The 21,290-nt window shown below is 72.1% G+C and carries 17 protein-coding genes; 10 read left to right on the top strand and 7 right to left on the bottom strand.

Translation table 11 applies throughout. The features are described from left to right. Positions 1-43: 43 nt before the first annotated feature. Positions 44-412 carry a hypothetical protein gene (locus tag ACIQID_RS11955; RefSeq protein ID WP_400285128.1) on the top strand — a complete coding sequence of 123 codons (369 nt, stop codon included), beginning with the start codon at positions 44-46 and terminating at the stop codon, positions 410-412. Positions 413-420: 8 nt separating this feature from the next. Here the strand turns inward: ACIQID_RS11955 and ACIQID_RS11950 are convergent, their stop codons facing one another. After that, a complete protein-coding gene (locus ACIQID_RS11950; RefSeq protein WP_400285125.1) occupies positions 421-1,323 on the bottom strand; it encodes an ROK family protein in 903 nt (300 codons plus the stop codon). Then, positions 1,320-1,880, bottom strand: a complete 561-nt coding sequence (gene pyrE, locus ACIQID_RS11945; protein ID WP_025104912.1) for an orotate phosphoribosyltransferase — start codon at positions 1,878-1,880, stop codon at positions 1,320-1,322. Before pyrE ends, ACIQID_RS11950 begins: the two co-directional genes overlap by 4 nt. Before the next feature lie 37 nt (positions 1,881-1,917). On the opposite strand from pyrE, the gene ACIQID_RS11940 reads away from it, so the two are divergent. Both ACIQID_RS11940 and ACIQID_RS11935 read left to right on the top strand, forming a co-directional pair. After that, the gene (locus ACIQID_RS11940; protein WP_187662601.1) at positions 1,918-2,763 is read left to right on the top strand and encodes an exodeoxyribonuclease III; all 846 of its coding nucleotides are present in this window, start codon (positions 1,918-1,920) and stop codon (positions 2,761-2,763) included. 28 nt (positions 2,764-2,791) lie between these two features. Then, positions 2,792-3,598 carry a Cof-type HAD-IIB family hydrolase gene (locus tag ACIQID_RS11935; protein WP_331201369.1) on the top strand — a complete coding sequence of 269 codons (807 nt, stop codon included), beginning with the start codon at positions 2,792-2,794 and terminating at the stop codon, positions 3,596-3,598. Positions 3,599-3,613: 15 nt separating this feature from the next. Here the strand turns inward: ACIQID_RS11935 and ACIQID_RS11930 are convergent, their stop codons facing one another. Both ACIQID_RS11930 and ACIQID_RS11925 read right to left on the bottom strand, forming a co-directional pair. Next, positions 3,614-4,801 carry an MFS transporter gene (locus ACIQID_RS11930; RefSeq protein ID WP_331201370.1) on the bottom strand — a complete coding sequence of 396 codons (1,188 nt, stop codon included), beginning with the start codon at positions 4,799-4,801 and terminating at the stop codon, positions 3,614-3,616. Between the two features lie 34 nt (positions 4,802-4,835). Continuing rightward, positions 4,836-6,860 (bottom strand): carboxypeptidase regulatory-like domain-containing protein, encoded by a 2,025-nt coding sequence (locus ACIQID_RS11925; protein WP_400285116.1) that lies wholly within the window; start codon positions 6,858-6,860, stop codon positions 4,836-4,838. Positions 6,861-7,051: 191 nt separating this feature from the next. Between ACIQID_RS11925 and ACIQID_RS11920 the strand changes: the two genes are divergently transcribed. The 5 genes from ACIQID_RS11920 (at position 7,052) to ACIQID_RS11900 (ending at position 12,281) form a co-directional block, all read left to right on the top strand. Further along, positions 7,052-8,305, top strand: a complete 1,254-nt coding sequence (locus tag ACIQID_RS11920; RefSeq protein ID WP_331201372.1) for a sensor histidine kinase — start codon at positions 7,052-7,054, stop codon at positions 8,303-8,305. Then, entirely contained in the window at positions 8,302-8,991 is a 690-nt protein-coding gene (locus ACIQID_RS11915; RefSeq protein WP_312674739.1) for a response regulator transcription factor, read from the top strand. Before ACIQID_RS11920 ends, ACIQID_RS11915 begins: the two co-directional genes overlap by 4 nt. A 38-nt stretch (positions 8,992-9,029) precedes the next feature. Further along, positions 9,030-10,211, top strand: coding sequence for a benzoate/H(+) symporter BenE family transporter (locus tag ACIQID_RS11910; protein ID WP_312674737.1), 1,182 nt, complete (start codon positions 9,030-9,032; stop codon positions 10,209-10,211). Between the two features lie 106 nt (positions 10,212-10,317). After that, positions 10,318-11,202 (top strand): ABC transporter ATP-binding protein, encoded by an 885-nt coding sequence (locus tag ACIQID_RS11905; protein WP_400285750.1) that lies wholly within the window; start codon positions 10,318-10,320, stop codon positions 11,200-11,202. Further along, complete coding sequence (locus tag ACIQID_RS11900) at positions 11,199-12,281, top strand: ABC transporter permease (RefSeq protein ID WP_400285111.1); 1,083 nt, start codon at positions 11,199-11,201, stop codon at positions 12,279-12,281. Before ACIQID_RS11905 ends, ACIQID_RS11900 begins: the two co-directional genes overlap by 4 nt. Positions 12,282-12,365: 84 nt before the next feature. Here the strand turns inward: ACIQID_RS11900 and ACIQID_RS11895 are convergent, their stop codons facing one another. Beyond that, complete coding sequence (locus ACIQID_RS11895; protein ID WP_400285108.1) at positions 12,366-15,884, bottom strand: bifunctional proline dehydrogenase/L-glutamate gamma-semialdehyde dehydrogenase; 3,519 nt, start codon at positions 15,882-15,884, stop codon at positions 12,366-12,368. A 138-nt stretch (positions 15,885-16,022) separates the two neighbouring features. Here ACIQID_RS11895 and ACIQID_RS11890 point away from each other — a divergent pair, with 138 nt between their 5' ends. Further along, positions 16,023-16,931, top strand: coding sequence for a LysR family transcriptional regulator (locus tag ACIQID_RS11890; RefSeq protein ID WP_400285105.1), 909 nt, complete (start codon positions 16,023-16,025; stop codon positions 16,929-16,931). A 99-nt stretch (positions 16,932-17,030) separates the two neighbouring features. Continuing rightward, positions 17,031-17,618, top strand: a complete 588-nt coding sequence (locus ACIQID_RS11885; RefSeq protein ID WP_071329262.1) for a nitroreductase family protein — start codon at positions 17,031-17,033, stop codon at positions 17,616-17,618. Between the two features lie 69 nt (positions 17,619-17,687). Here the strand turns inward: ACIQID_RS11885 and ACIQID_RS11880 are convergent, their stop codons facing one another. Together ACIQID_RS11880 and coaBC are read right to left on the bottom strand one after the other, a co-directional pair. Continuing rightward, positions 17,688-19,907, bottom strand: coding sequence for an AAA family ATPase (locus tag ACIQID_RS11880; RefSeq protein WP_312674729.1), 2,220 nt, complete (start codon positions 19,905-19,907; stop codon positions 17,688-17,690). 85 nt (positions 19,908-19,992) lie between these two features. Further along, positions 19,993-21,192, bottom strand: a complete 1,200-nt coding sequence (gene coaBC, locus ACIQID_RS11875) for a bifunctional phosphopantothenoylcysteine decarboxylase/phosphopantothenate--cysteine ligase CoaBC (RefSeq protein ID WP_400285100.1) — start codon at positions 21,190-21,192, stop codon at positions 19,993-19,995. Positions 21,193-21,290 lie beyond the last annotated feature (98 nt).

The following is a 21,290-nucleotide window of genomic DNA, read 5'->3' as shown; positions in this document are numbered from 1 at the left end:
CACGTATCGTCGAAGCCACACCCGCACCGAGGAAGGGAGCGCCGTGTCCCCGGACACCCTCACGATCATCGTCAGCGCGATCGGTGTCGTGCTCACCCTCGGCGCGAGCCTGTTCGCGGCAGGGGCGTGGATGATCCGTCGCATCGACGAGCGTCTCGGCACCGTCGACCACCGGCTCTCCACACGCATCGGCTCCGTCGAAGGAAGGCTCGGCGCCCGCATCGACTCCGTCGAAGAGAAGCTCACCGCACGCATCGACACCGTCGAAGAGAAGCTCACCGCACGCATCGACACCGTCGAAGAGAAGCTCACCGCACGCATCGATGCGGTGGCGACGGACGTCACGGATCTGAAGATCGCCGTCGCCCGGCTCGAAGGGCCCCCGCGACACCTGCTCGTGTCAGGGGGCTGACACTCCCGTCAGCGCAGGACGAGGGCGGCGGCGCCGATCAACGGCCCCTCGTCGCCCAGGCCCGAGCGGACGACGCGGGTGCGACGGGAGTACTCGTGCACGGCGCTGGCGGTGAGAGCCTGCTGGACGAGGTCGATGTAGTCCGCCGACACCCGCGAGAAGCCGCCGCCGATGGCGACGACGTCGAGGTCGACGAGGGTGGCGGCATCGGCCAGCGCCTCCCCGACGGCGCGGGCCGAGCGCTCGATCGCCGCGCGGGCGACGGCGACACCGGCCGCGGCATCCCGGGCCAGGTCCTCCCCGGTCGCGCCGGACCAGCCCTGCTCCCGCGCCCAGGCGGCACTGGCAGGTCCGGAGGCGATCTCCTCGAGAGTGAGCCCGCCCTCGCGGCGCACCTGGCCGAGGTGCCCGGCGTTGCCGCTGGCCCCGGGCACATACGCACCGCCCACGACGAAACCGCCGCCGACGCCGGTGGACACGACGATCGACAGGGAGGCTCCCGCCTGCTGCGTCGCCCCCAGCCACGACTCCGCGAGCGCGAGCGCGCCGCCGTCGTGACCCAGGACCGCCAGGACGTCCCGTCCGAGTGCGGTCGAGGCCGCACGGGCGACGGCGTCGACGAGGCCGAACCCGCGGGCGAGGGGCATGTTCACCGGCAGGATCTCACCGCGGGTGCGATCCACGGGACCCGCGCTGCCGATCCCGGCGCCGACGAGCTCCGCGTCGGCGGGGAGGGCGGCGAGCGCATGCCGCACGATCGCGTCGACCGCCGCCGTCAACGACGCGGACGTCGCCTCACGACCGGTGGGCTGCCGGCTGCGGCTGCCGGGGACGAGCGCGCCGTCGTCGGCGACGAGGGCGGCCTCCATCTTCGTGCCGCCCACGTCGACGGCCAGCGCGTAGCGGGTCACTGCGGGTCGAGTCCGAGGTCGTCGAGGTCGAAGGCCGCGCGCCACTCCAGGCCCTCGGCCTCGATGGCGGCCTGCGCACCGGTCTTGCGGTCGACGATCACCGCGACCGCGACGACCTCCGCGCCTTCCTTGCGCAGCGCCTCGACCGCCTTGAGCGCGGACTGCCCGGTGGTCGAGGTGTCCTCCAGCACGACCACGCGCTTGCCCTTCACGTCGGCGCCCTCGATCTGGCGACCGCGGCCGTGGTCCTTCGGCTCCTTCCGCACGACGAACGCGTCGAGCGGACGGTCGGTGCCGACCGAGGCATGCAGGACGGCGTTCGCGATCGGGTCGGCGCCGAGCGTCAGACCGCCGACGGCGACGACGTCGAGATCGGCGATCAGGTCGAGCATGATGCGGCCGATCGCCGGGGCGGCGCGGTGGTCGAGGGTGAGCTTGCGCATGTCGACGTAGTACGTCGCCTTCTTGCCGCTGGAGAGGGTGAAATCGCCGTGGAACACCGCCTCGTCCGTGATGAGGGCGAGGAGGGTCTGGCGGTCTGCGTCGAGTGCGGTCACGGCATCCAGTGTAGGAGGCACACCCTAGGCTGGACGCATGCGCTTGGCCACCTGGAACGTCAACTCCATCCGCACCCGCGTCACCCGCACCGTCGAGTTCGCCGTCCGTGAAGACATCGACGTGCTCGCGATGCAGGAGGTGAAGTGCAAGCCGGAGCAGTTCCCGTATGCACCGTTCGAGGAGGCCGGCTACCACGTCGAGGTGCACGGCCTGAATCAGTGGAACGGCGTCGCGATCGCGAGCCGGCTGCCCGTCACCGACGTGCGCACCGCCTTCGACGGCATGCCCGGGTTCGCGAAGGGCCACGAGGGCCCCGACGCCCCGCAGGAGGCGCGCGCCCTGGGCGTCATGGTCGACGGCGTGCGCGTCTGGAGCCTGTACGTGCCCAACGGCCGCTCGCTCGACGACCCGCACTACGCCTACAAGCTGCACTGGCTCGAGCAGCTCAAGCGGTCCACCGCGGCCGAGCTGTCGGCGAACCCCGACCTTCCGCTCGCCCTCGTCGGCGACTTCAACATCATCCCGTTCGACCATGACAACGGCGATCCCGACATCGTGGTCGGCCGCTCCACCCACGTCTCCCCCGCCGAGCGCGACGCGTTCTTCGCGCTGACCGACGCGGGCGTGACCGACGTCGTGCGCCCGCTGCTCCCCGAGGGCTACACCTACTGGGACTACCAGCGGTTGAAGTTCCCGCGCAACGAGGGCATCCGCATCGACTTCATCCTCGGCTCGAAGACGTTCGCCGATGCCGTCACCGGCGCCTCGATCCACCGCAACGAGCGCAAGGGCGAGCAGCCCAGCGACCACGTGCCCGTGGTGGTCGATGTGGACTTCGGCGGCGACGATGCCGACGACGACCTGCCGATGATCTTCTCCTGACCCGTCGACAGGCTCAGGGACCCTTCCCGTGCGGCTGATCGCGACCGACCTCGACGGCACGCTGCTCGACAGCTCATCCGCGGTGTCGCCGCGCACCCGAGCCGCGCTCGACGCCGCGCGGGACGCGGGCGTCGCGGTGGTGCCGGTCACGGCCCGCCAGCCCATCGGCCTTCGCGTGATCGCTGCCGACGCCGGATTCGACGGGTGGGCGCTGTGCGGCAACGGCGCGTACGCGACGCACCTCACCGAGGGCCGCATGCTGTTCGCCGAGGAGTTGCCGCCCGCCACCCTTCGCACTCTCGCCGACGCGCTGCGCGCCAGCGTCCCCGGCCTGCTCTTCGCGAGTGTACGGGAGGGCGGCGAGACGTTCGTGGCGCAGCACGGCTATGCGGCGATCGCGCAGCTGTCCGATCACAAGCGCGACCCCGCGACGATGGGCGGCGTGCCGCTGGACGAGGTGCTGGCCGCGCCGACGCTCAAGCTCGTGATCCGGCACCCCGAGCTCGCCCCCGCGGCGCTCTTCGAGACCCTGCGGTCCCTCGGGCTCACCGGGTTCGAGGCCACGCTGTCCGGGGCCCCGTTCGTCGAGGTCATGGCGCAGGGGGTCACGAAGGCGACGGGTCTCGCGCGCCTCTGCACGCACCTCGGCATCGATCGCTCCGACGTCGTGGCGTTCGGGGACGCCCTCAACGACGTCGAGATGCTCCGCTGGGCCGGTCACGGCGTGGCCATGGCGCACGCGGAAACCGTCGTGCAGGAGGCCGCCGACGAGACCACCGCGACCAACGACGAAGACGGCGTGGCCCGCGTGATCGAGCGCCTGCTCGGCCCCTGAACCGGGCCACCGCGGTCAGGCGGCCCCGTTCGGACGCGCGTCGGCACGCGGCGGTCGCAGCCCGAGGAGAGCCAGGGCGCCCGCTCCCGCCGTGAGCACCGCGATGACGCCGATCCCGACCGCCGGCACCGTCGCCGTCGCCACGGCGCCGGCGACGAGCGGGCCGCCCGCGTCACCCAGTTCCCGGCCCAGCTCCGCGCTGCCCATCGTGCGCCCCATCCGTTCGGCGGGCGTCGATGCCGCGAGGTGCGAGAACGCCACCGGCGTCGCCAGCCCCACCCCGGCGCCGACCAGCACGCCCGTGAGGGCCAGGACGACCGGGGTCACCCAGAGGGCCGAGAATCCGACGCCGACGCCGATGAGAAGCAGCCCGCCGACCGCGCCGAGGCGGACGGAGAGCCGGCCCCGGTCGTGCGCCGATCCGACCAGCGGCTGCACGATGCTCGACACGACCGCCAGCACCGTGACGATCGCCATGCTGCCCACGGTGCCGAGTCCGGCCTCCCGGCCCAGCAGCGGGAGGAAGCCGACAGCCACGGCGAGCGCGCCGGTCGTCGCCGCCAGCACCAGCGTCGGGACGAGGAATCCCGGGGCGAGGAGCTCCCGCCCGAGGTCGACGAGGGTCACCCGTTTCCGCGGCAGCACCGGCACGGCCGGGACGGCGACCAGCACCCATCCGGCCGCGGCCAGCCCGAGGACGGCGAGTGCCCCGAACAGAGCCGGCAGACCGCCGGCCACCACGAGCACCGCACCGAGCAGGGGGCCGAGCGCATATCCGAGGCTCTTCCAGGACCCGTAGCGACCGAAGTACCGGCCGCGCGACGCCTCGTCCGTCAACCGCGCCACCGCGGCGGAGGAGGCCGGCGAGAACGCCGAGGCCGCGGCCCCCTGGCCGAAGCGCGCGATCACGAGGCCGATCATGCCCGGGACCAGGGCGCCGACCACCGAGAACGCCGCGAAGGCCAGCAGCCCGCCGACGACCACCGGGCGCACCCCGACCCGGTCGCTGAGCGCCCCGAAGAGCGGCTTGAGCAGCACCTCCGCGAGGTCGTACAGCGCGAGCGTGAAGCCGAAGGCCAGCAGCGTCCAGCCGATGTCCTCGGTCTCGGCGCCCAGGGCGGCGGCGATACCGTGCGCGCCGAACGCGGTGGTGAATCCGGCGAGGTAGAGCGGTGCCAGGCGCGGGCGCGTCGAGGAGGTCACACTCGATCCTGGCAGGCCCCCGCCCGGGACCCCCTCAGCCGTGCCGACGACGGCGTCGGAGCAGCGCTCCTCCGCCGAGGAGGAGCCCGACCGCCACCATCAGCGCGAAGGACGGGAACTCGCCGCCGGTCGCGGCGAGGTTCTCCTCGTTCCGCGGCGGTGTCACGGCTTCTCCCGACGCGCCTCCCGAGGCGCCGGCGACGATGTCGACCCGCACACTCGCCACCACATTCCGCAGCGCGTCCAGCGCGACCACGGTGTGCGTTCCGGCCGGGAACCCCGCGGGAATGCGGAAGTCGTTCGAGAACGCCCCGTCGATCCCCGCCACGGCCCGACCGAGCTCGGCCGGCTCCGACCGGATCTCCAGCGTGACCGCTTCCCCGGGCGCGAAGCCCGATCCCGAGATGGTCAGCACTTCCCCGGCGAGGATCGAAGCCTGCGAGAGGGTGAGCGTCGGCGGCACTGACGGTGCCGTGCACTCCGCGGACAGCATGACGTCCCGTCCCGACACGGTGGCTCCGGGCTCCACCCGGAAGGTGCCGGCCCCGAGGAGCGACTGCGCGCCGCCGAAGTACCCGGTGCAGAACCCGGGCATCTCGACCCGCAGCGTGTAGACCCCCGCGGGCAACGAACCACCCGGCGCCTCGGGATCCGCTCTCCCACCCAGAGTGAATCGCCCCTCCGTGTCGAGCGTCGCCACGTCCCTCCAGCCGGACGGTGTCCAGAGCAGGGCCGTGACCGTCGCCCCGGAGACCGCGGCACCGCCCGCGGTCGACACCGTCCCGTCGATCGCGCCGCCCGGCGCGAGGTCGAAGTCCACTCCCGCGCGATCGCCGCCCGCGGCGAGCACGACAGGGGTCGCCTCGGCCCGGGTCGCGACGCCGTCGAAGAACTGCGGGGCGAAGATCATGTCGTACACGTTCGCCGTGGCCCGCACGATGTAGGTCCCGGCGGGGACGGCCAGGCGGTACGAGCCGTCGGGCTGCGTGTAGGCCATGCTGACGAGGGTGTCCCCGCTGTACGCCTCCACGATCGCGTCGCCGGACAGCGCGCCGGACGTGCGCACCACGCCGGTGATCATCCCGCTCGCGTCGAGAGTCGCATCGATGTCCGCGATGGCCTGCCCCGGCGCCACGGCGATCCTGGTCGCGTCCTTCTCCTGCCGCGCATCCTTCCAGTACTCGGGGATGCCGCGTCCGCCGTTGGGAACGAACGCCACCACGTACTCCCCCGGCGGCACCGAGAGGGTGTACGACCCGTCCGGCGCGACGTCGGCCTGCGCCCAGGCTCCCGTCGCGTCGTCGGTGGCGGTGACCCACCCGGCCACGGGCGAGCCGTCGACCGCCAACGTCATCGATCCCTGGATCACGCCGAGCTCGGCGAGAAGGGCATCCACTCCCCCTCGGTCCTGCCCCGCGGTCACGCGGACGGCCGTCGCTCGGCGGTCTGCGTAGGCGTCGTCCCAGAACTCGGCGGCGAGCGTCGGCTCGGCGGGGTCGAAACGGACGCGGTAGTCGCCGGCAGGGAGACCGTCGACCCGATAGGTCCCGTCGGCGCCGGTCTGCGCGACACCCGACCGAGAGAAGTCGGCGGAGTCCACGTACACGGTCACGCCTTCGAGCGGCGAGCCGTCGGCCTGCCGCATCACGGAGCCGGCGATCGCCCCACCGAGTGTGAGGGCGGCATCGACGCCGTCGACGGGTTCCCCCTCGGCGATGATGAGACGCTGCGCGGCCGCACGCGACGACGCATCGTCCCAGAACTCGGAGATGAAGTCCGTCCCGGACGCATCGAAGGCCACGACATACTCGCCCGCCGGAAGGTCCGGCACGAGGTACGCACCCGTGGCATCGGTCACCGTGGATTCGAAGACCGACGCGTCGTCGGTCGACACCGAGACGGTGACGCCCGCGAGAGGCGAACCGTCCGCCTCCGCCGTCACCGTCCCCGCCAGCGATCCCCCTGACGCGGCACCGGCTGCGGTCGCGCCGCCCAGTGCGAGTGCGAGGGCCGCGGCGCCGCCCATGATCGACCGAAAGAACGCGCGTCGTCGCGCCATGTCCCCACCCTCCGGAGGAGGCCGGCGCAGCCCGGTGCTGTCGCGGTCGACCTCGAGCTCTGCCGATCCCCCGGCAACGCCTTCTCCGAAGGTAGACGATCGACGCATCGGAAAGGAATAGGCAGATCACAGGCGGCCGCCTCCGTCGCGCGGGGGATGCCGCGCGACGGCCCCCGCCGTACGGTGGAGGGATGGCCTTCACCCGGACGCCGACCCTGCGCGACCAGCGCGGCGACCTCCTCCTCGCGCTCGTCCTCTTCGTCGGCGCGATCCTCAGCGCGGCGCTCTCCTCCATCGCCCAGGTCTACGGCGACGAGCAGGCCCCATTGTGGACGGCCCTCGTCTACGCCGTCGTCGTCTCGGCGCCGCTCGGGTTCCGTCGGCGCTGGCCCGGCACCGTGGCCGTCGTGGTGTCCCTGGCGTACTTCACGGCCGTGACGGTCCGGGTACCCGAGATCTACGTCGGCAACATCGCGATGTTCATCGCGCTCTACACGGTCGGCGCCTGGATGAACGACCGCCGGAAGGCACTCGTCGTCCGTGTCGCGATCATCGTCGGCATGTTCGTGTGGCTCCTCATCACCATGTACCGCGACGCGATCAGCGAGGCGGACAAGGCAGACGTCGTCGCCGGTGCCATGTCGCCCTATGTGGCCTTCATGCTCATCCAGATCCTCCTCAACGTCCTGTACTTCGGCGGCGCCTACTACTTCGGCGAGCGCTCCTGGGCGGCGGCGGAGCAGCGCACCGTGCTAGAGGAGCGCACCCGCGAACTGGAGCGCGAGCGCGAGGTCACCGCGGCGCAGGCGGTGGCCCTCGACCGGGTGCGGATCGCCCGGGAGCTGCACGACGTCGTCGCCCACCACGTATCGGTGATGGGCGTGCAGGCGGGCGCCGCGCGCCTCGTGCTCGAGAGCGATCCGGCCCAGTCGGCGCGCATCCTCTCCGGGATCGAGTCCTCTGCGCGGGACGCGATCCAGGAGCTGCGCCAACTGCTGGAGACGCTGCGCACCCCCGGCGGCGACGCGACCGAGCCGGCGTCGACCGTCTCCCTCGACGACATCGCCGCCCTCGCGGAGGCATCGACGGAGGCGGGTCTCCCCACCGCGTACACCGTGATCGGCGATCCGGTGCCGGTACCCTCGCTCGTCGCCGTGAACCTCTACCGGATCGCCCAGGAGTCGCTGACCAACGCCCGACGGCACGCCGGACCAGGGGCGACCGCGGACGTGCGCGTGCGTTACGACGAGGACGGCGTGGAGGTCGAGGTCGTGAACACCGGCCGTGCCATCGCCCAGCTGCGTCCCGGCCTCGGCCAGCTCGGGATGCGGGAGCGCGCGGCGGCCTCCGGCGGCACGTTCGAGATCGCTCCGCGCGCGCCCGGCGGGGTGCGGGTGCGCGCGCGGGTGCCCCTCGGCGCGCCCGTGCCAGAGGACGCCCGGTGACCGCGCCGATCCGGGTGCTCCTCGTCGACGACCATGCCCTCCTCCGCGCCGGTTTCCGCACGATCCTCGACACCCAGCCCGACATCACCGTCGTCGGCGAGGCCTCGACCGGGGCGGAGGCCGTCGCACAGGCCGCCGACCTGCGCCCCGACGTCATCACGATGGACGTGCAGATGCCCGACATGGACGGGATCGAGGCGACGCGCCGTCTCGTGGCCGACCCCACGGTGAGCGCCGCGATCGCGATCGTGACGACGTTCGATCGCGACGACTACCTCTATCAGGCGCTCGAAGCCGGCGCGAGCGGATTCCTCCTCAAGAACGCGGGTGCCGAGGATCTCATCTCCGCCGTGCGCGCGCTCGCGGCCGGGGACGGCATGCTGGCGCCCGAGGTGACGCGCCGGGTGCTCACCCGCTTCGCCGGCGCGACTCCGGAGACCGGCGCCGCTCCCGCCCGCGCGGTGGCGAAGGCGCCCATCTCCCCCGTCCTCGCCGAGCCGCTGACCGAGCGGGAGGCCGAGGTGCTGACCCTGCTCGCCGACGCTCGCAGCAACGCCGAGATCGCCCGCGCCCTGTTCATCGGGGAGGCCACCGTGAAGACCCACGTCTCCCGCATCCTGCAGAAGCTCGGCGCCAGGGACCGCGTGCAGGCCGTCGTGCTCGCGCATCGGATGGGGCTGGCCTGACCGGAGGCGGACCGCTCCCCCGCGATACTCTCGGAGCCATGCCCGCCGCCGTCCCCGTGTCCCGTCCGATCGTCGCCGGGATCGTCACGGCGCTCGTGGGGTTCACGAGCTCGTTCGCGGTGGTGCTCACGGGCCTCGATGCCGTCGGCGCGTCGGCGGCGCAGGCGGCCAGCGGACTCCTCGCCGTGAGCCTCGCGATGGGGCTCGCCTGCATCGTGCTGGCCTGGCGCTACCGGATGCCGATCACGGCCGCGTGGTCCACCCCCGGCGCCGCACTGCTCGTGGCGACCGGCAGCGTCGAGGGCGGCTGGCCCGCTGCCGTCGGAGCCTTCCTCGTGACCGCGGCCCTCATCCTCCTCACGGCGCTCTGGCCCGCGCTCGGGGCCCTGATCGCGCGGATCCCGCCGTCGATCGCCCAGGCCATGCTGGCGGGAGTGCTGCTGCCGCTGTGCCTCGCGCCGATCACGGGGGTCGTCGCGAACCCGTGGGGCGTGCTCCCGGTGGTGCTGACCTGGCTGGTCTTCGCCCGGCTGGCTCCCCGGTGGGCCGTGCCGCTGGCCTTCGTCGCCGCGGCGGCTGTCGTCGCCGTCTCGCTGGTCTCCGCGGGGACCCCGGTCGACCCGGCCGCCCTCCTGCCGCGGTTCGAGCTGACGATGCCCGCCTTCACGGTCGGGGCCCTGGTCGGCATCGCCCTGCCGCTGTTCATCGTGACCATGGCGTCGCAGAACGTGCCGGGCATCGCGATCATGCGCAGCTTCGGCTACGAGGTCCCGTGGCGTCCGGCGATGCTCGTGACCGGTCTCGGCACGGCCCTCGGCGCTCCGGCGGGCGGGCACGCCATCAACCTCGCGGCCATCAGCGCGGCCCTCGCCGCGTCCCCCGACGCCGACCCCGACCCCGACCGGCGCTGGCTCGCCGGGGTCTCGACCGGGGCGTCCTACCTCGTGCTGGGCGCGTTCTCCGCCGCCTTCGCCACGCTCGTCGTGCTCGCCCCGACGGCGGTGATCCCGGCGGTCGCGGGGCTGGCGCTGTTCGGCGCCTTCGGCGCGGCCGTCCAACAGGCGATCGACGACCCCGGCGAGCGCCTCCCCGCGGTCGTCACGTTCCTCGTCGCCGCCTCCGGCATCGCCGTGCTCGGGGTGAGCGCGGCGTTCTGGGCGCTGGTCGCCGGCCTGCTCGTGCGCACGGTGCTGCACGCCGGCCGTCCGCCCCGCGGCTGATCCGTGGCCGTCCCCCCTGTGGGGGATGCCCCGCCCCGCCCGTGCTCAATAGCGTGAAGGTCATGCGGATCACCTTCGGACGGAGCACCACGACATGACCACCGGACTGCTGGAACTCTCCGGCATCACCAAGAGCTACGGCAGCCGCCGGGTGCTGGACGACGTGTCGTTCACGGTCGCGCCGGGCCGGCTCACCGGCTTCGTCGGCGGCAACGGCGCCGGCAAGACCACGACCATGCGCATCATCCTCGGTCTGCTGTCGTCGGACGGCGGACGAGTCGACCTCGACGGGACGCCCCTCACCACCGCCGACCGCCGCCGCTTCGGGTACATGCCCGAGGAGCGCGGCCTGTACCCGAAGATGAAGGTGCGGGAGCAGATCGTCTACCTCGCCCGACTGCACGGGTTCAGCAAGCCGGAGGCGACGGAGCGAGCGACCGCGCTGCTCACGGAGCTCGGACTCGGCGAGCGCCTCGACGACACGATCGAGTCGCTGTCGCTGGGCAACCAGCAGCGGGCGCAGATCGCCGCGTCGCTCGTGCACGACCCCGAGATGCTGATCCTCGACGAGCCCTTCTCCGGCCTGGACCCCCTCGCGGTGGACGTCGTCGCCGGAGTGCTGCAGGCCAGCGCGGCCCGCGGCGCGTCCATCCTCTTCTCCTCCCACCAGCTCGACGTGGTCGAGCGTCTCTGCGACGACCTCGTCATCCTCGCCGGGGGCACCATCCGTGCCGCCGGATCCCGGGACGGGCTCCGCGCCGAGCACGCCCGCGACCGGTACGAGCTCATCTCCGCGGGCGACGCCGGGTGGCTGCGCACCGAGCCGGGGGTCACGGTCGTCGACTTCGAAGGGGGATACGCCCTCTTCGACGCGGACGGCCCCGAGACCGCCCAGCGCGTGCTGCAGTCGGCGGTCGCGCGCGGCGACGTCGCGAGCTTCGCGCCCAAGCACCCCTCCCTCGCCCAGATCTTCAAGGAGGTCATCCAGTGAACGCCTCGACCCCCGTGCGGAACGGGATCTGGCTGGTCGCCGAGCGGGAGATCGGCTCGAAGCTCCGCAGCAAGGCGTTCCTGATCTCGACCGGCATCCTGCTGCTCATCGCCCTCGCCGGCGTGCTGTTCGGCGGCTTCGCGAGTCAGAACGCCGACGCCATGCCCGTCGCGGTGACCTCGGAGACCACGGGCGCCGTCTCCGCGCTGCCCGACGTCGAGGTGACCGAGGTCGCCTCGCGCGCCGAGGCCGAGGAGCTGGTCCGCGACGGCGACGTCGAAGCGGCGGTGCTCCCGGGCGACAACGCCGCGGGCTACGCGATCGTCGCCCTGGAGGACGCGCCCGGTTCGCTCGTGTCCGCGCTGTCGCTGTCCCCCGAGGTCGTGATCCTCGAACCGGTCACCACCAACCCGCTGCTGCGCTACTTCATCGCGATCGCCTTCGGTCTCGTGTTCATGATGGCCGCGGCCACGTTCGGCGGCACCATCGCGCAGAGCGTGGTCGAGGAGAAGCAGACCCGGGTCGTGGAGGTGCTGCTGTCGGCGATCCCCGCGCGCACGCTGCTCGCCGGAAAGGTCATCGGCAACACGGTGCTCGCGATGGGGCAGATCCTCGCCCTCGCGGCCGTCGCCACGATCGGCCTCATCGTGACGGGTCAGCGGGAGGTGCTGACCACCCTCGGCGCCCCCATCATCTGGTTCGCGGTGTTCTTCCTGTTCGGGTTCATCCTGCTCGCGGCGATGTTCGCGGCGGCGGCCTCCATGGTCTCCCGGCAGGAGGACATCGGCGCGACGACGACCCCCATCACGATGCTCATCATGGCGCCGTACGTGCTGGTGATCGTGTTCAACGACAACCCGCTGGTGCTGACGATCATGTCGTACGTGCCGTTCTCGGCTCCGGTCGGCATGCCCATGCGCCTCTTCGTCGGGGAGGCGCAGTGGTGGGAGCCGCTCCTGAGCCTCGCGATCCTCCTCGCGAGCTGCGTCGCGGCGATCGTCGTCGGCGCGAAGATCTACGAGAACTCCCTGCTGCGGATGGGCTCGCGCGTGAAGCTCTCCGAGGCTCTGCGCGGCTGATCCCGAGACCCCGCTTTCGCGCCGAGACCCCCTGCTGCACGTGCGTGCAGCAGGGGGTCTCGACGTGTACCCGAGGTCTCGGCGTCAGAGGAGGCCCTCGGAGAGCGTGGTGGGGTTGCCGAAGCGGTGGTTGGTGATCGACACGGCCTGCTCGTGCAGGAACGGGAGCATCTCGACCCGGCCCGCTCCGGTCACGGCGTGCGACCACACCGCGACGTCGGGGCTGCCGTCGAGGGCCGTGTGCAGCGCGGCGGCATCCCCACCGACGAGCCGCACCCGCTGCCACGACCGGGCGCCCTTCGCGTAGCGCTTGGTCCACGCGGCATCGGACTCGGTCTTCACGGTCACACCCTGGGCCTTGAGTGCCTTCTCCACGCGGGACGGCAGCGACGCGGCCGACACGGTGAACGGACTGCCGCTGCGCAGGGCCGCGGCGAGCACGCGGACCCCCTCGGCGAGCGTCGCGTCCTCGGCGATGCGCACGTCGACGGCCACCGGACGGTACCGGAACACGTTGCGCTCGACGCCGAGTCCGGACTTGTCGCTCACGGCGCCGAACTCGTCGATCCACGCGCGCTCGTCGGCGGCCGCGGCACGGTGCAGCCACTCGATGCCCACGGGGTCGAGCTCGGGAGCAGCCGCCTCCAGCAGCCCGGTCACGGCAGGGGTCACCGCCGCCCCCGATGCCGCGGCGGGCAGCTCGCCCGCACGCCACTCACCGAGTCCGAAGAGGTAGTTCGGGCCGCCGGCCTTGGCTCCGGCGCCCACGGCCGAGCGCTTCCAGCCGCCGAACGGCTGACGCTGCACGATGGCGCCGGTGATGCCCCGGTTCACGTACAGGTTGCCGGCCTCGACGCGGTCCAGCCAGGTCGCGACCTCGGCGGAGTCCAGCGAGTGCAGCCCCGCGGTGAGGCCGTAGTCGACGGCGTTCTGCAGCCGGATGGCCTCGTCGAGGTCCTTCGCGTGCATGATGCCGAGCACGGGTCCGAAGAACTCGGTCAGGTGGAAATACGAGCCCTCGCGCACGCCGGTCTTCACCCCCGGCGTCCACTGCTTCCCCTCGTCGTCGAGCTTCCGGGGCTCCACGAGCCAGCGCTCGCCCTTGTCGAGCGTGGTGAGCGCGGTGAGGAGCTTGCCGTTCGCGGGCTCGATGATCGGCCCCATCTGCGTGGCGGGGTCATCGGGAAGCCCGACGCGCATCGAGGTGACCGCGTCCACGAGCTGCCGCTCGAAGCGCTTCGAGTCGGCCACCGACCCGACGAGGATCGCCAGCGACGCGGCCGAGCACTTCTGCCCGGCGTGGCCGAACGCGCTGCGGGCGACGTCGGCGGCCGCGAGGTCGAGGTCGGCCGACGGCGTCACGATGATGGCGTTCTTGCCGCTGGTCTCGGCGAGCAGCGGAAGGTCGGCCCGGAAGGAGCGGAAGAGCTGCGCGGTCTCGTAGGCCCCGGTGAGGATGACCCGGTCGACCTGGGGGCTCGCGACCAGTCGGGTGCCGAGGTCGCGGGAGGCGAGGTCGACGAGGGCGAGCAGATCGCGCGGGACGCCCGCGGCCCACAGCGCCTCGACCATCACCGCGCCGCACCGCTGGGTGAGCTTCGCGGGCTTGATGATCACGCCGGATCCGGAGGCGAGGCCGGCGAGCACACCGCCGGCGGGGATCGCCACGGGGAAGTTCCACGGCGGCGTGACCACGGTCACCTTCGACGGCACGAACTCGGCGCCGGGGATGGCCTCGAGATCCTTCGCCCTCTCGGCGTAGTAGTGCGCGAAGTCGATCGCCTCGCTGACCTCGGGGTCGGCCTCGGCGATGGTCTTGCCGGCCTCGTGCGCCATGATCTCCAGCAGCTCGCCGCGGCGGGCGGCGAGCTCGTCGCCCGCACGGTGCAGGACGGCGGCGCGCTCGGCGGCGGGGAGCGCCGCCCACTTCTCGGCGGCGGAGGTGGCGGCGGCGAACACGGCGTCCACCTCGGCGTCGGTCTCGATGCGCCCGGCGGCGATCGCGTCCCGGCCGAGCGTCGAGGAGACCGAGCGGTGCAGGATCTCCCGACCCCACGCGCGGTTCGCGGCGAGTGCGGGATCGGTGTCGGGCTCGTTCGCGAAGCCGTCCGTGGTGTTCTCGGGGCGCGGAGCCGTGCGGTCCTGCGTGCGGTTCGGGCCCGGCACCGACGGGTCGGCGACGAGCGCGGCGAGCGAGCGCTCGAAGCGCTCCCGCTCGCGGGTGAGCAGGGTCGGGTTCGAGGCCAGCTCGAACACGGCCGACATGAAGTTCTCGGGGCTCGCGTTCTCCTCGAGGCGCCGCACGAGATAGGCGATCGCGACGTCGAACTCCGCCGGGTTCACGACCGGCGTGTAGAGGAGGAGACGGCCGACGTCCTTGCGGACGGCCTCGGCCTGCCCGGTCGCCATGCCGAGCAGCATCTCGTACTCCACGAGGGCGCCCTTCTGCCCCTGAGGTCCTGAGGCCGCGCCCCCCTGGGTCCCTGAGCCTGTCGAAGGGTCGGTCACACCGCGGGCCTTCGCGAGCAGCCAGGTGTAGGCGATGTCGAAGAGGTTGTGACCGGCGACGCCGATGCGCACGGCATCGAGCCGCTCGGGCGTCATCGCCCAGTCGAGCACGCGCTTGTAGTTCGTGTCGGAGTCCTGCTTGGTGCCGTAGGTCGCGAGCGGCCAGCCGTGCACCTTCGCGTCGACCTCCTCCATCGCGAGGTTCGCGCCCTTGACCACGCGCACCTTGATCGGGGCTCCGCCCTTGGCGCGGCGTGCGGCGGCCCACTCCTGGAGCCGCTGCATGGCGCCGAGCGCGTCCGGGAGGTACGCCTGCAGCACGATGCCCGCCTCAAGGTCCTCCAGGCCCGGCTGGTCGAGGATGCTCGTGAAGGCCGCGATCGTCAGGTCGAGGTCGCGGTACTCCTCCATGTCGAGGTTGATGAACTTCTGGGTGCCGGTGCGGGCACCCTTCGCCTCGGCCTTCGCCGCGAGCCGGTACAGCGGGGTGAGCTTCTCGACGACGTCGGCGACGGCCTCGTCGAACGACCACATGGAGAGCTGGCTGACGACGCTCGAGACCTTGATCGAGACGTAGTCGACGTCCGGACGGGCGAGGAAGTCGTACGTGCCCTGCAGCCGACGTCCCGCCTCGCGCTCGCCGAGCACGGCCTCGCCGAGGAGGTTGAGGTTGAGACGGTTGCCGGTCTTGCGGAGCTTCGCGATCGCGGGTCCGAGCTTGGACGGCGTGGCGTCGAGCACGAGGTGGCCGACCATGGCGCGCAGCACGCGCCGCGAGATCGGCACGACGACGTTCGGGAGCTTCGGCGCCCAGAACCCGCCGGCCTTGATGGCGGCCCGGAGGTAGCCGGGAAGCAGCGTGGGCGTGATGTCGGAGAGCTCGGCGAGCTTGCGGCCGGCGACCCGCAGATCCTCCGGACGCATGACGCCGTCGACGAAGCCGACGGTGAAGGCCAGACCGTTCGGGTCCTTGAGCACCTCGGAGAGGCGCTGGGCGGCCGGCTCGACCGGGTGGGTCTCGCTCTCGGCGAGCCAGCGCTGCACGAGCGCGGCGACCTCTTCGGTGCGGGGGGTGGTGTCGTCGATGACGGTCATGAAGCGGGGGTACCTTCCTCGGCCTCGCACACCCGGGTGTCGTGTGCGGCTGGATCATTGTCCAGCCGCTCGGTAGACTCCGTCTATCAACCGATTCGAGTGGATTCTGTTCACTCATCCCGAACGATCGGAACGGCCGTGCTCGACGTCCATCGCCTGCGTCTGCTGGTGGAGCTGTCGCGCCGCGGCACACTCTCCGCCGTGGCCGATGCGCTGTCCTACAGCAAGGCCTCCGTGTCGCAGCAGCTCGCCGCGCTGGAGCGCGATGTCGGGGTGCCGCTGCTGCGTCGGGTCGGTCGCGGCGTGCAGTTCACACCGCAGGGGAACGTGCTCGTGGCCGAGGCCATCGGCATCCTCGATCAGCTCGAGCACGCCCAGGTCGCGGTCGCCGAGTCGCTCACCGAGGTGACCGGCACCGTGCGCCTCGCGGTGTTCCAGTCCACCGCGCACTCCCTGCTGCCCCGCGCCCTCGCAGCCCTCGGCGAGCGCCACCCCGCCCTGCGCGTCGAGGTGACGGAGCGCGACCCCGAGTCGGGACTGGTGGGCGTCTCCAGCCGCGACTACGACCTCATCCTCGCGGAGCAGTATCCGGGCCGCACGCGCCCCATCCACGCCGACCTCGACCGCGTCGTGCTCGCGCACGATGCCATCGCCCTTGCCCGGCGCCCCGGAGCCCCGGGGGTCGCCGACCCCGTGGCCACCCTGTGGGCGACCCGCGCCGAGCCGTGGGTGCTCGAACCCGCCGGGACCGCCTCCCGCGCCTGGGCCGAGCAGCTCTGCCGTACCGCCGGGTTCGAGCCCGACGTGCGCTTCGAGCTGGCCGACCTCACCGCGCACGTCCGGCTCATCCACGCGGGACTCGCGGTCGGACTGCTCCCCGAGCTCGTGTGGGCGGGCGACACCCCGACGGTCGACCTCGCACCGCTGCCGCAGGAGCCGCGCCGGGAGATCTTCTCCTCCGCGCGTCGGGTCTCCGCGGACGCCCCGTCGATCCGCGCCGTCCGCGCCGCGCTCGCCGACGCCGCCTCCCGCAACCTCCTGGACTGACGCGAACCGACCTCCGGGAATATGCATGCACATGCATCGGTTCATCCCCCGTGTACCCGGACGACGGCGTCCGATCCCCTCCGTCCGAAAGGCACTTCCGTGAGCACTCCCGTCATCGACCGCACCGCCCCGACCGAGCACCCCGTCCTCGACGTCCTCGCCGGCCGCTGGAGCCCCCGCGCCTACGACGCGCAGCACCCGATCGACGAGGCCAAGCTCGCCACCGCCCTTGAGGCCGCCCGCTGGAGCCCCTCCGCCAACAACATCCAGCCCTGGCGCTTCATCGTCGCCCGCCGCGGCACCGCCCTGCACGCCCAGATCGTCGACGCGCTCATGGGCTTCAACCAGGCCTGGGCCGGCAACGCGGCCGTGCTCGTCGTCGCGATCGCCGAGACCGCGACCGCCGACGGCACGCCGATCAGCCACGCGTTCTACGACCTCGGCCAGGCCGTGGCGCACTTCTCCGTGCAGGCCCACCACGACGGCCTCGTCGTGCACCAGATGAGCGGCTTCGACCCCGAGGTCGTCCGCGAGTTCGCCGACCTGGACGCCCGTTTCACCCCCGCCACCGTCATCGCCGTCGGCGAGTTCGGCGACATCGAGGCCCTGCCGGAGGTGCTGCAGGAGCGCGAGGTCGCCCCGCGGGTGCGCCGTCCGATCGCGGAGACGGTCGTCCTCAGCGCCTGAGCGCCGACACGCGAAAGGCCCGGTAGGCGTCACGCCTACCGGGCCTTTCGTCGTCCCTGCCGATCCCGATCAGTCGTCGAGCAGCTCGGCCTCGATCACGTCGTCGTCGTCCTCGTCCTCGGGCTCCGGCTCCGGAGCGGTCGCGGTGAGCACGAGGCCCGTACCGTCGGCCGCCACGTCCACCCGGACGGTGTCGCCGTCGTGGACGCCGCCCGAGAGGAGGGCGGTCGCCAGCTTGTTCTGCACCTCGGTCTGGATGAGGCGACGCAGCGGGCGGGCGCCGAACACCGGGTCGTAACCCCGCTCGGCCAGCCACGACCGCGCCCCGGGAGTGACCGCCAGCGTGAGGCGACGATCGCGCAGCCGGTCGTGCAGCTGGTCGACCGACAGCTCCACGATCTGCGCGAGGTCGTCTTCGGTGAGCGCCTGGAACATCACGATGTCATCGAGACGGTTGAGGAACTCGGGCCGGAACGCCTGGCGCACGAGCGCCATCACCTGCTCCCGCTTCTCCTCCACGGAGAGCACGGGGTCGATGAGGATGGGCGAGCCCAGGTTGGAGGTCAGGATGAGGATCACGTTCGAGAAGTCGACCGTGCGCCCCTGCCCGTCGGTCAGCCGCCCGTCGTCGAGTACCTGCAGCAGCACGTCGAACACCTCGGGGTGTGCCTTCTCGACCTCGTCGAGCAGGATCACGCTGTACGGCCGACGCCGCACGGCCTCGGTGAGCTGACCGCCCTGCTCGTAGCCGACGTATCCCGGAGGGGCGCCGACGAGTCGCGAGACCGAGTGCTTCTCGCCGTACTCCGACATGTCGATGCGCACCATGGCGTGCTCGTCGTCGAAGAGGAACTGCGCGAGCGCCTTGGCCAGCTCCGTCTTGCCGACACCGGTCGGTCCGAGGAACAGGAACGATCCGGTCGGCCGACCGGGATCGCTGATGCCCGCGCGCGAGCGGCGCACGGCGTCGGACACGGCCTTGACGGCGTCCTTCTGGCCGATGAGACGCTTGCCGAGCTCGTTCTCCAGGTGCAGGAGCTTCTCGCTCTCCCCCTGCAGCAGCCGCCCGACGGGAATGCCGGTCCAGGCCGCGATCACGGCCGCGATGTCCTCCTCGGTGACCTGCTCGTTCACCATGCGCGGCTCGCTCGAGGCGGTGGCCTCGGCCTGCTCCGCCTCCGCGATGTCACGCTCCAGGCGCTTGATCGTCTCGTACTCGAGCTTCGACGCCTTCGTGTAGTCGGCGTTGCGCATCGCGAGGTCGCGCTGGGTGATCGCGTCGTCAAGCTGCTTCTTCAGCTCCCCGACCCGGTTCAGGCCCTGCCGCTCCCGCGCCCACCGCGCTTCGAGTCCGGCGAGCTCCTTCTCGAGTTCGACGAGGTTCTCGCGGAGGGTGCCGAGCCGCTCCTTGGACGCGGCGTCCTTCTCCCGCTTGAGCGCGAGCTCCTCCAGCTTCAGCCGGTCGACCTGACGCTTGAGCTGGTCGATCTCGACGGGAGAGGAGTCGATCTCCATCTTCAGTCGCGACATCGACTCGTCGATCAGGTCGATGGCCTTGTCCGGAAGCTGCCGCGCGGGCAGATAGCGGTTGGAGAGGGAGGCTGCGGCCACGAGCGCGCTGTCGGAGATGGTCACCCCGTGGTGCGCCTCGTAGCGCCCCTTGAGCCCGCGGAGGATCGCGATCGTGTCCTCGACCGTCGGCTCGCCCACGTACACCTGCTGGAAGCGCCGCTCGAGGGCGGCGTCCTTCTCGATGAACTCGCGGTACTCGTTGAGCGTGGTGGCGCCGATGAGCCGCAGCTCGCCACGGGCCAGCATCGGCTTGAGCATGTTCGAGGCCGCGACCGAGCCCTCGCCGCCGCCCGCGCCCATGAGCACGTGCAGCTCGTCGATGAACGTGATGACCTGGCCGTCCGACTCGGTGATCTCCTTGAGCACCTGCTTCAGGCGCTCCTCGAACTGGCCGCGGTACATCGCACCCGCGACGAGCGCGGAGATGTCGAGCGAGACGAGCTCCTTGTCCTTGAGGGACTCGGCGACGTCGCCCGCGACGATGCGCTGCGCGAGGCCTTCGACCACCGCGGTCTTGCCGACGCCGGGCTCACCGATCAGCACCGGGTTGTTCTTGGTGCGGCGGGTGAGCACCTGGCTGACGCGCCGGATCTCACTGTCCCGTCCGATGACGGGGTCGAGCTTGCCCTCCCGGGCGCGGTCGGTCAGGTTGATGCCGAACTGCTCGAGGGCGGACTGCTGTTCCTGGTTCGGGGATCCGGTCTGCGGGGTGGTCATGCGCTCCTCCTGGAGATGCTCCTTCTGAAAGTTGAGTTTGGTTGGCTCAAGTTTAGCATTCTGCGGTGCGCGGCTCCACCGTCCCTCACCTCTCGCGGGCGACCTCGTCCCAGACGGCCGCCGCTACCTCGCGCTTGGTCCCGGCCGCGGTCCGCGCCAGGGCTCCTCCGCGACCGAGGACGTGCACGGCGTTCTCGCCACGCTCGAAACCCTGCTCCCAGCCGACCTCGTTCACCACCAGCAGGTCGACCCCCTTGCGCTCCTGCTTGCCGCGTGCGCGGGCGAGCATCTCGGCCTCGTCCTCCGGCGTCTCCGCCGCGAACGCGACGATGAGCTGCCCCTCCCGCCGCGCCTCGACGAGCGCGGCGACGATGTCCTCGTTCTCGACGAGTTCGATCGTGCCGACGCCGCCGCGGTCCTTGGTGAGCTTCCGCGCGGAGACCTCGACCGGTCGGTAGTCGGCCACGGCCGCCGCCATCAGCACGACGTCGGCCGCCGCGCACGCCTCCTTCATCGCCGCGGACAGCTCGGACGCCGTGCCGACCCGGACGATCCGGACGTGCGGGTGGCGGGCCTCCGCGAGCACGTCCCCGGAGACGTTCGCCGCGACGAGCGCCACCTCCGCGCCGCGCGCCGCCGCCTCCGCCGCGAGCGCGACCCCCTGGCGGCCACTGCTCCGGTTGCCGAGGAAGCGCACCGGATCGATGGGCTCCCGCGTCCCACCCGCCGAGACGACGACCCGCACGCCGGCGAGGTCACCCGGGGCCAGCAGTGCCTGCGCTGCGGCGAGGATCTCCTCGGGCTCGACCATGCGACCGGGGCCGCTGTCGCCGCCGGCCAACTCGCCGTCGGCCGGTCCGACCACGTGCACGCCGCGCTCCCGGAGCGTCGCCATGTTCGCCTGCGTGGCCGGGTTCCGCCACATCTCCGCATGCATCGCGGGCGCGACGAGCACCGGCGCCTCGGTGGCGAGCAGCGTCGTGCCGAGGAGATCGTCGGCCAGGCCCGCGGCCATCTTCGCGAGGGAGTTCGCCGTGGCCGGGGCGATCACGACGAGGTCGGCCCCCTGCCCCAGGGCCACGTGCCGGACGCGGGCGACGTCCTCATGCACGCTCGTCGTCACCGGGTGCCGGCTCAGCGCCTCCCACGTGGGCAGACCCACGAAGCGCAGCGCGTCCTCCGTGGGCACCACGGACACATCATGACCGGCCTTGGTGAGCAGGCGCACGAGGTGCACCGTCTTGTACGCGGCGATGCCGCCCGTGACTCCGACGACGATGTTCACGCCTCGATTCTGCCCCAGGGTGCGGACGCCCGGGTCGTCGTGCACGGATTCGCTCCCCGACCCCGGCCGCCTCGGCCGACCTCGACCTAGACTCGGAG

The organism is Microbacterium sp. NPDC091676 (assembly GCF_044756645.1).
In the GTDB taxonomy this organism is placed as follows: Bacteria; Actinomycetota; Actinomycetes; order Actinomycetales; family Microbacteriaceae; genus Microbacterium; species Microbacterium paraoxydans_D.
Note: the sequence above shows the minus strand (reverse complement) of the source record. Positions and strands in the feature narration are given on the sequence as shown.

What these genes read in the sequence shown, in the direction of transcription:
- ACIQID_RS11940 (WP_187662601.1), top strand. Translation starts at nt 1,918, where the DNA reads ATGCGCTTGGCCACCTGGAACGTCAACTCCATCCGCACCCGCGTCACC.
- ACIQID_RS11925 (WP_400285116.1), bottom strand. Translation starts at nt 6,860, where the DNA reads ATGGCGCGACGACGCGCGTTCTTTCGGTCGATCATGGGCGGCGCCGCG.
- ACIQID_RS11920 (WP_331201372.1), top strand. Translation starts at nt 7,052, where the DNA reads ATGGCCTTCACCCGGACGCCGACCCTGCGCGACCAGCGCGGCGACCTC.
- ACIQID_RS11910 (WP_312674737.1), top strand. Translation starts at nt 9,030, where the DNA reads ATGCCCGCCGCCGTCCCCGTGTCCCGTCCGATCGTCGCCGGGATCGTC.
- ACIQID_RS11895 (WP_400285108.1), bottom strand. Translation starts at nt 15,884, where the DNA reads ATGACCGTCATCGACGACACCACCCCCCGCACCGAAGAGGTCGCCGCG.
- ACIQID_RS11880 (WP_312674729.1), bottom strand. Translation starts at nt 19,907, where the DNA reads ATGACCACCCCGCAGACCGGATCCCCGAACCAGGAACAGCAGTCCGCC.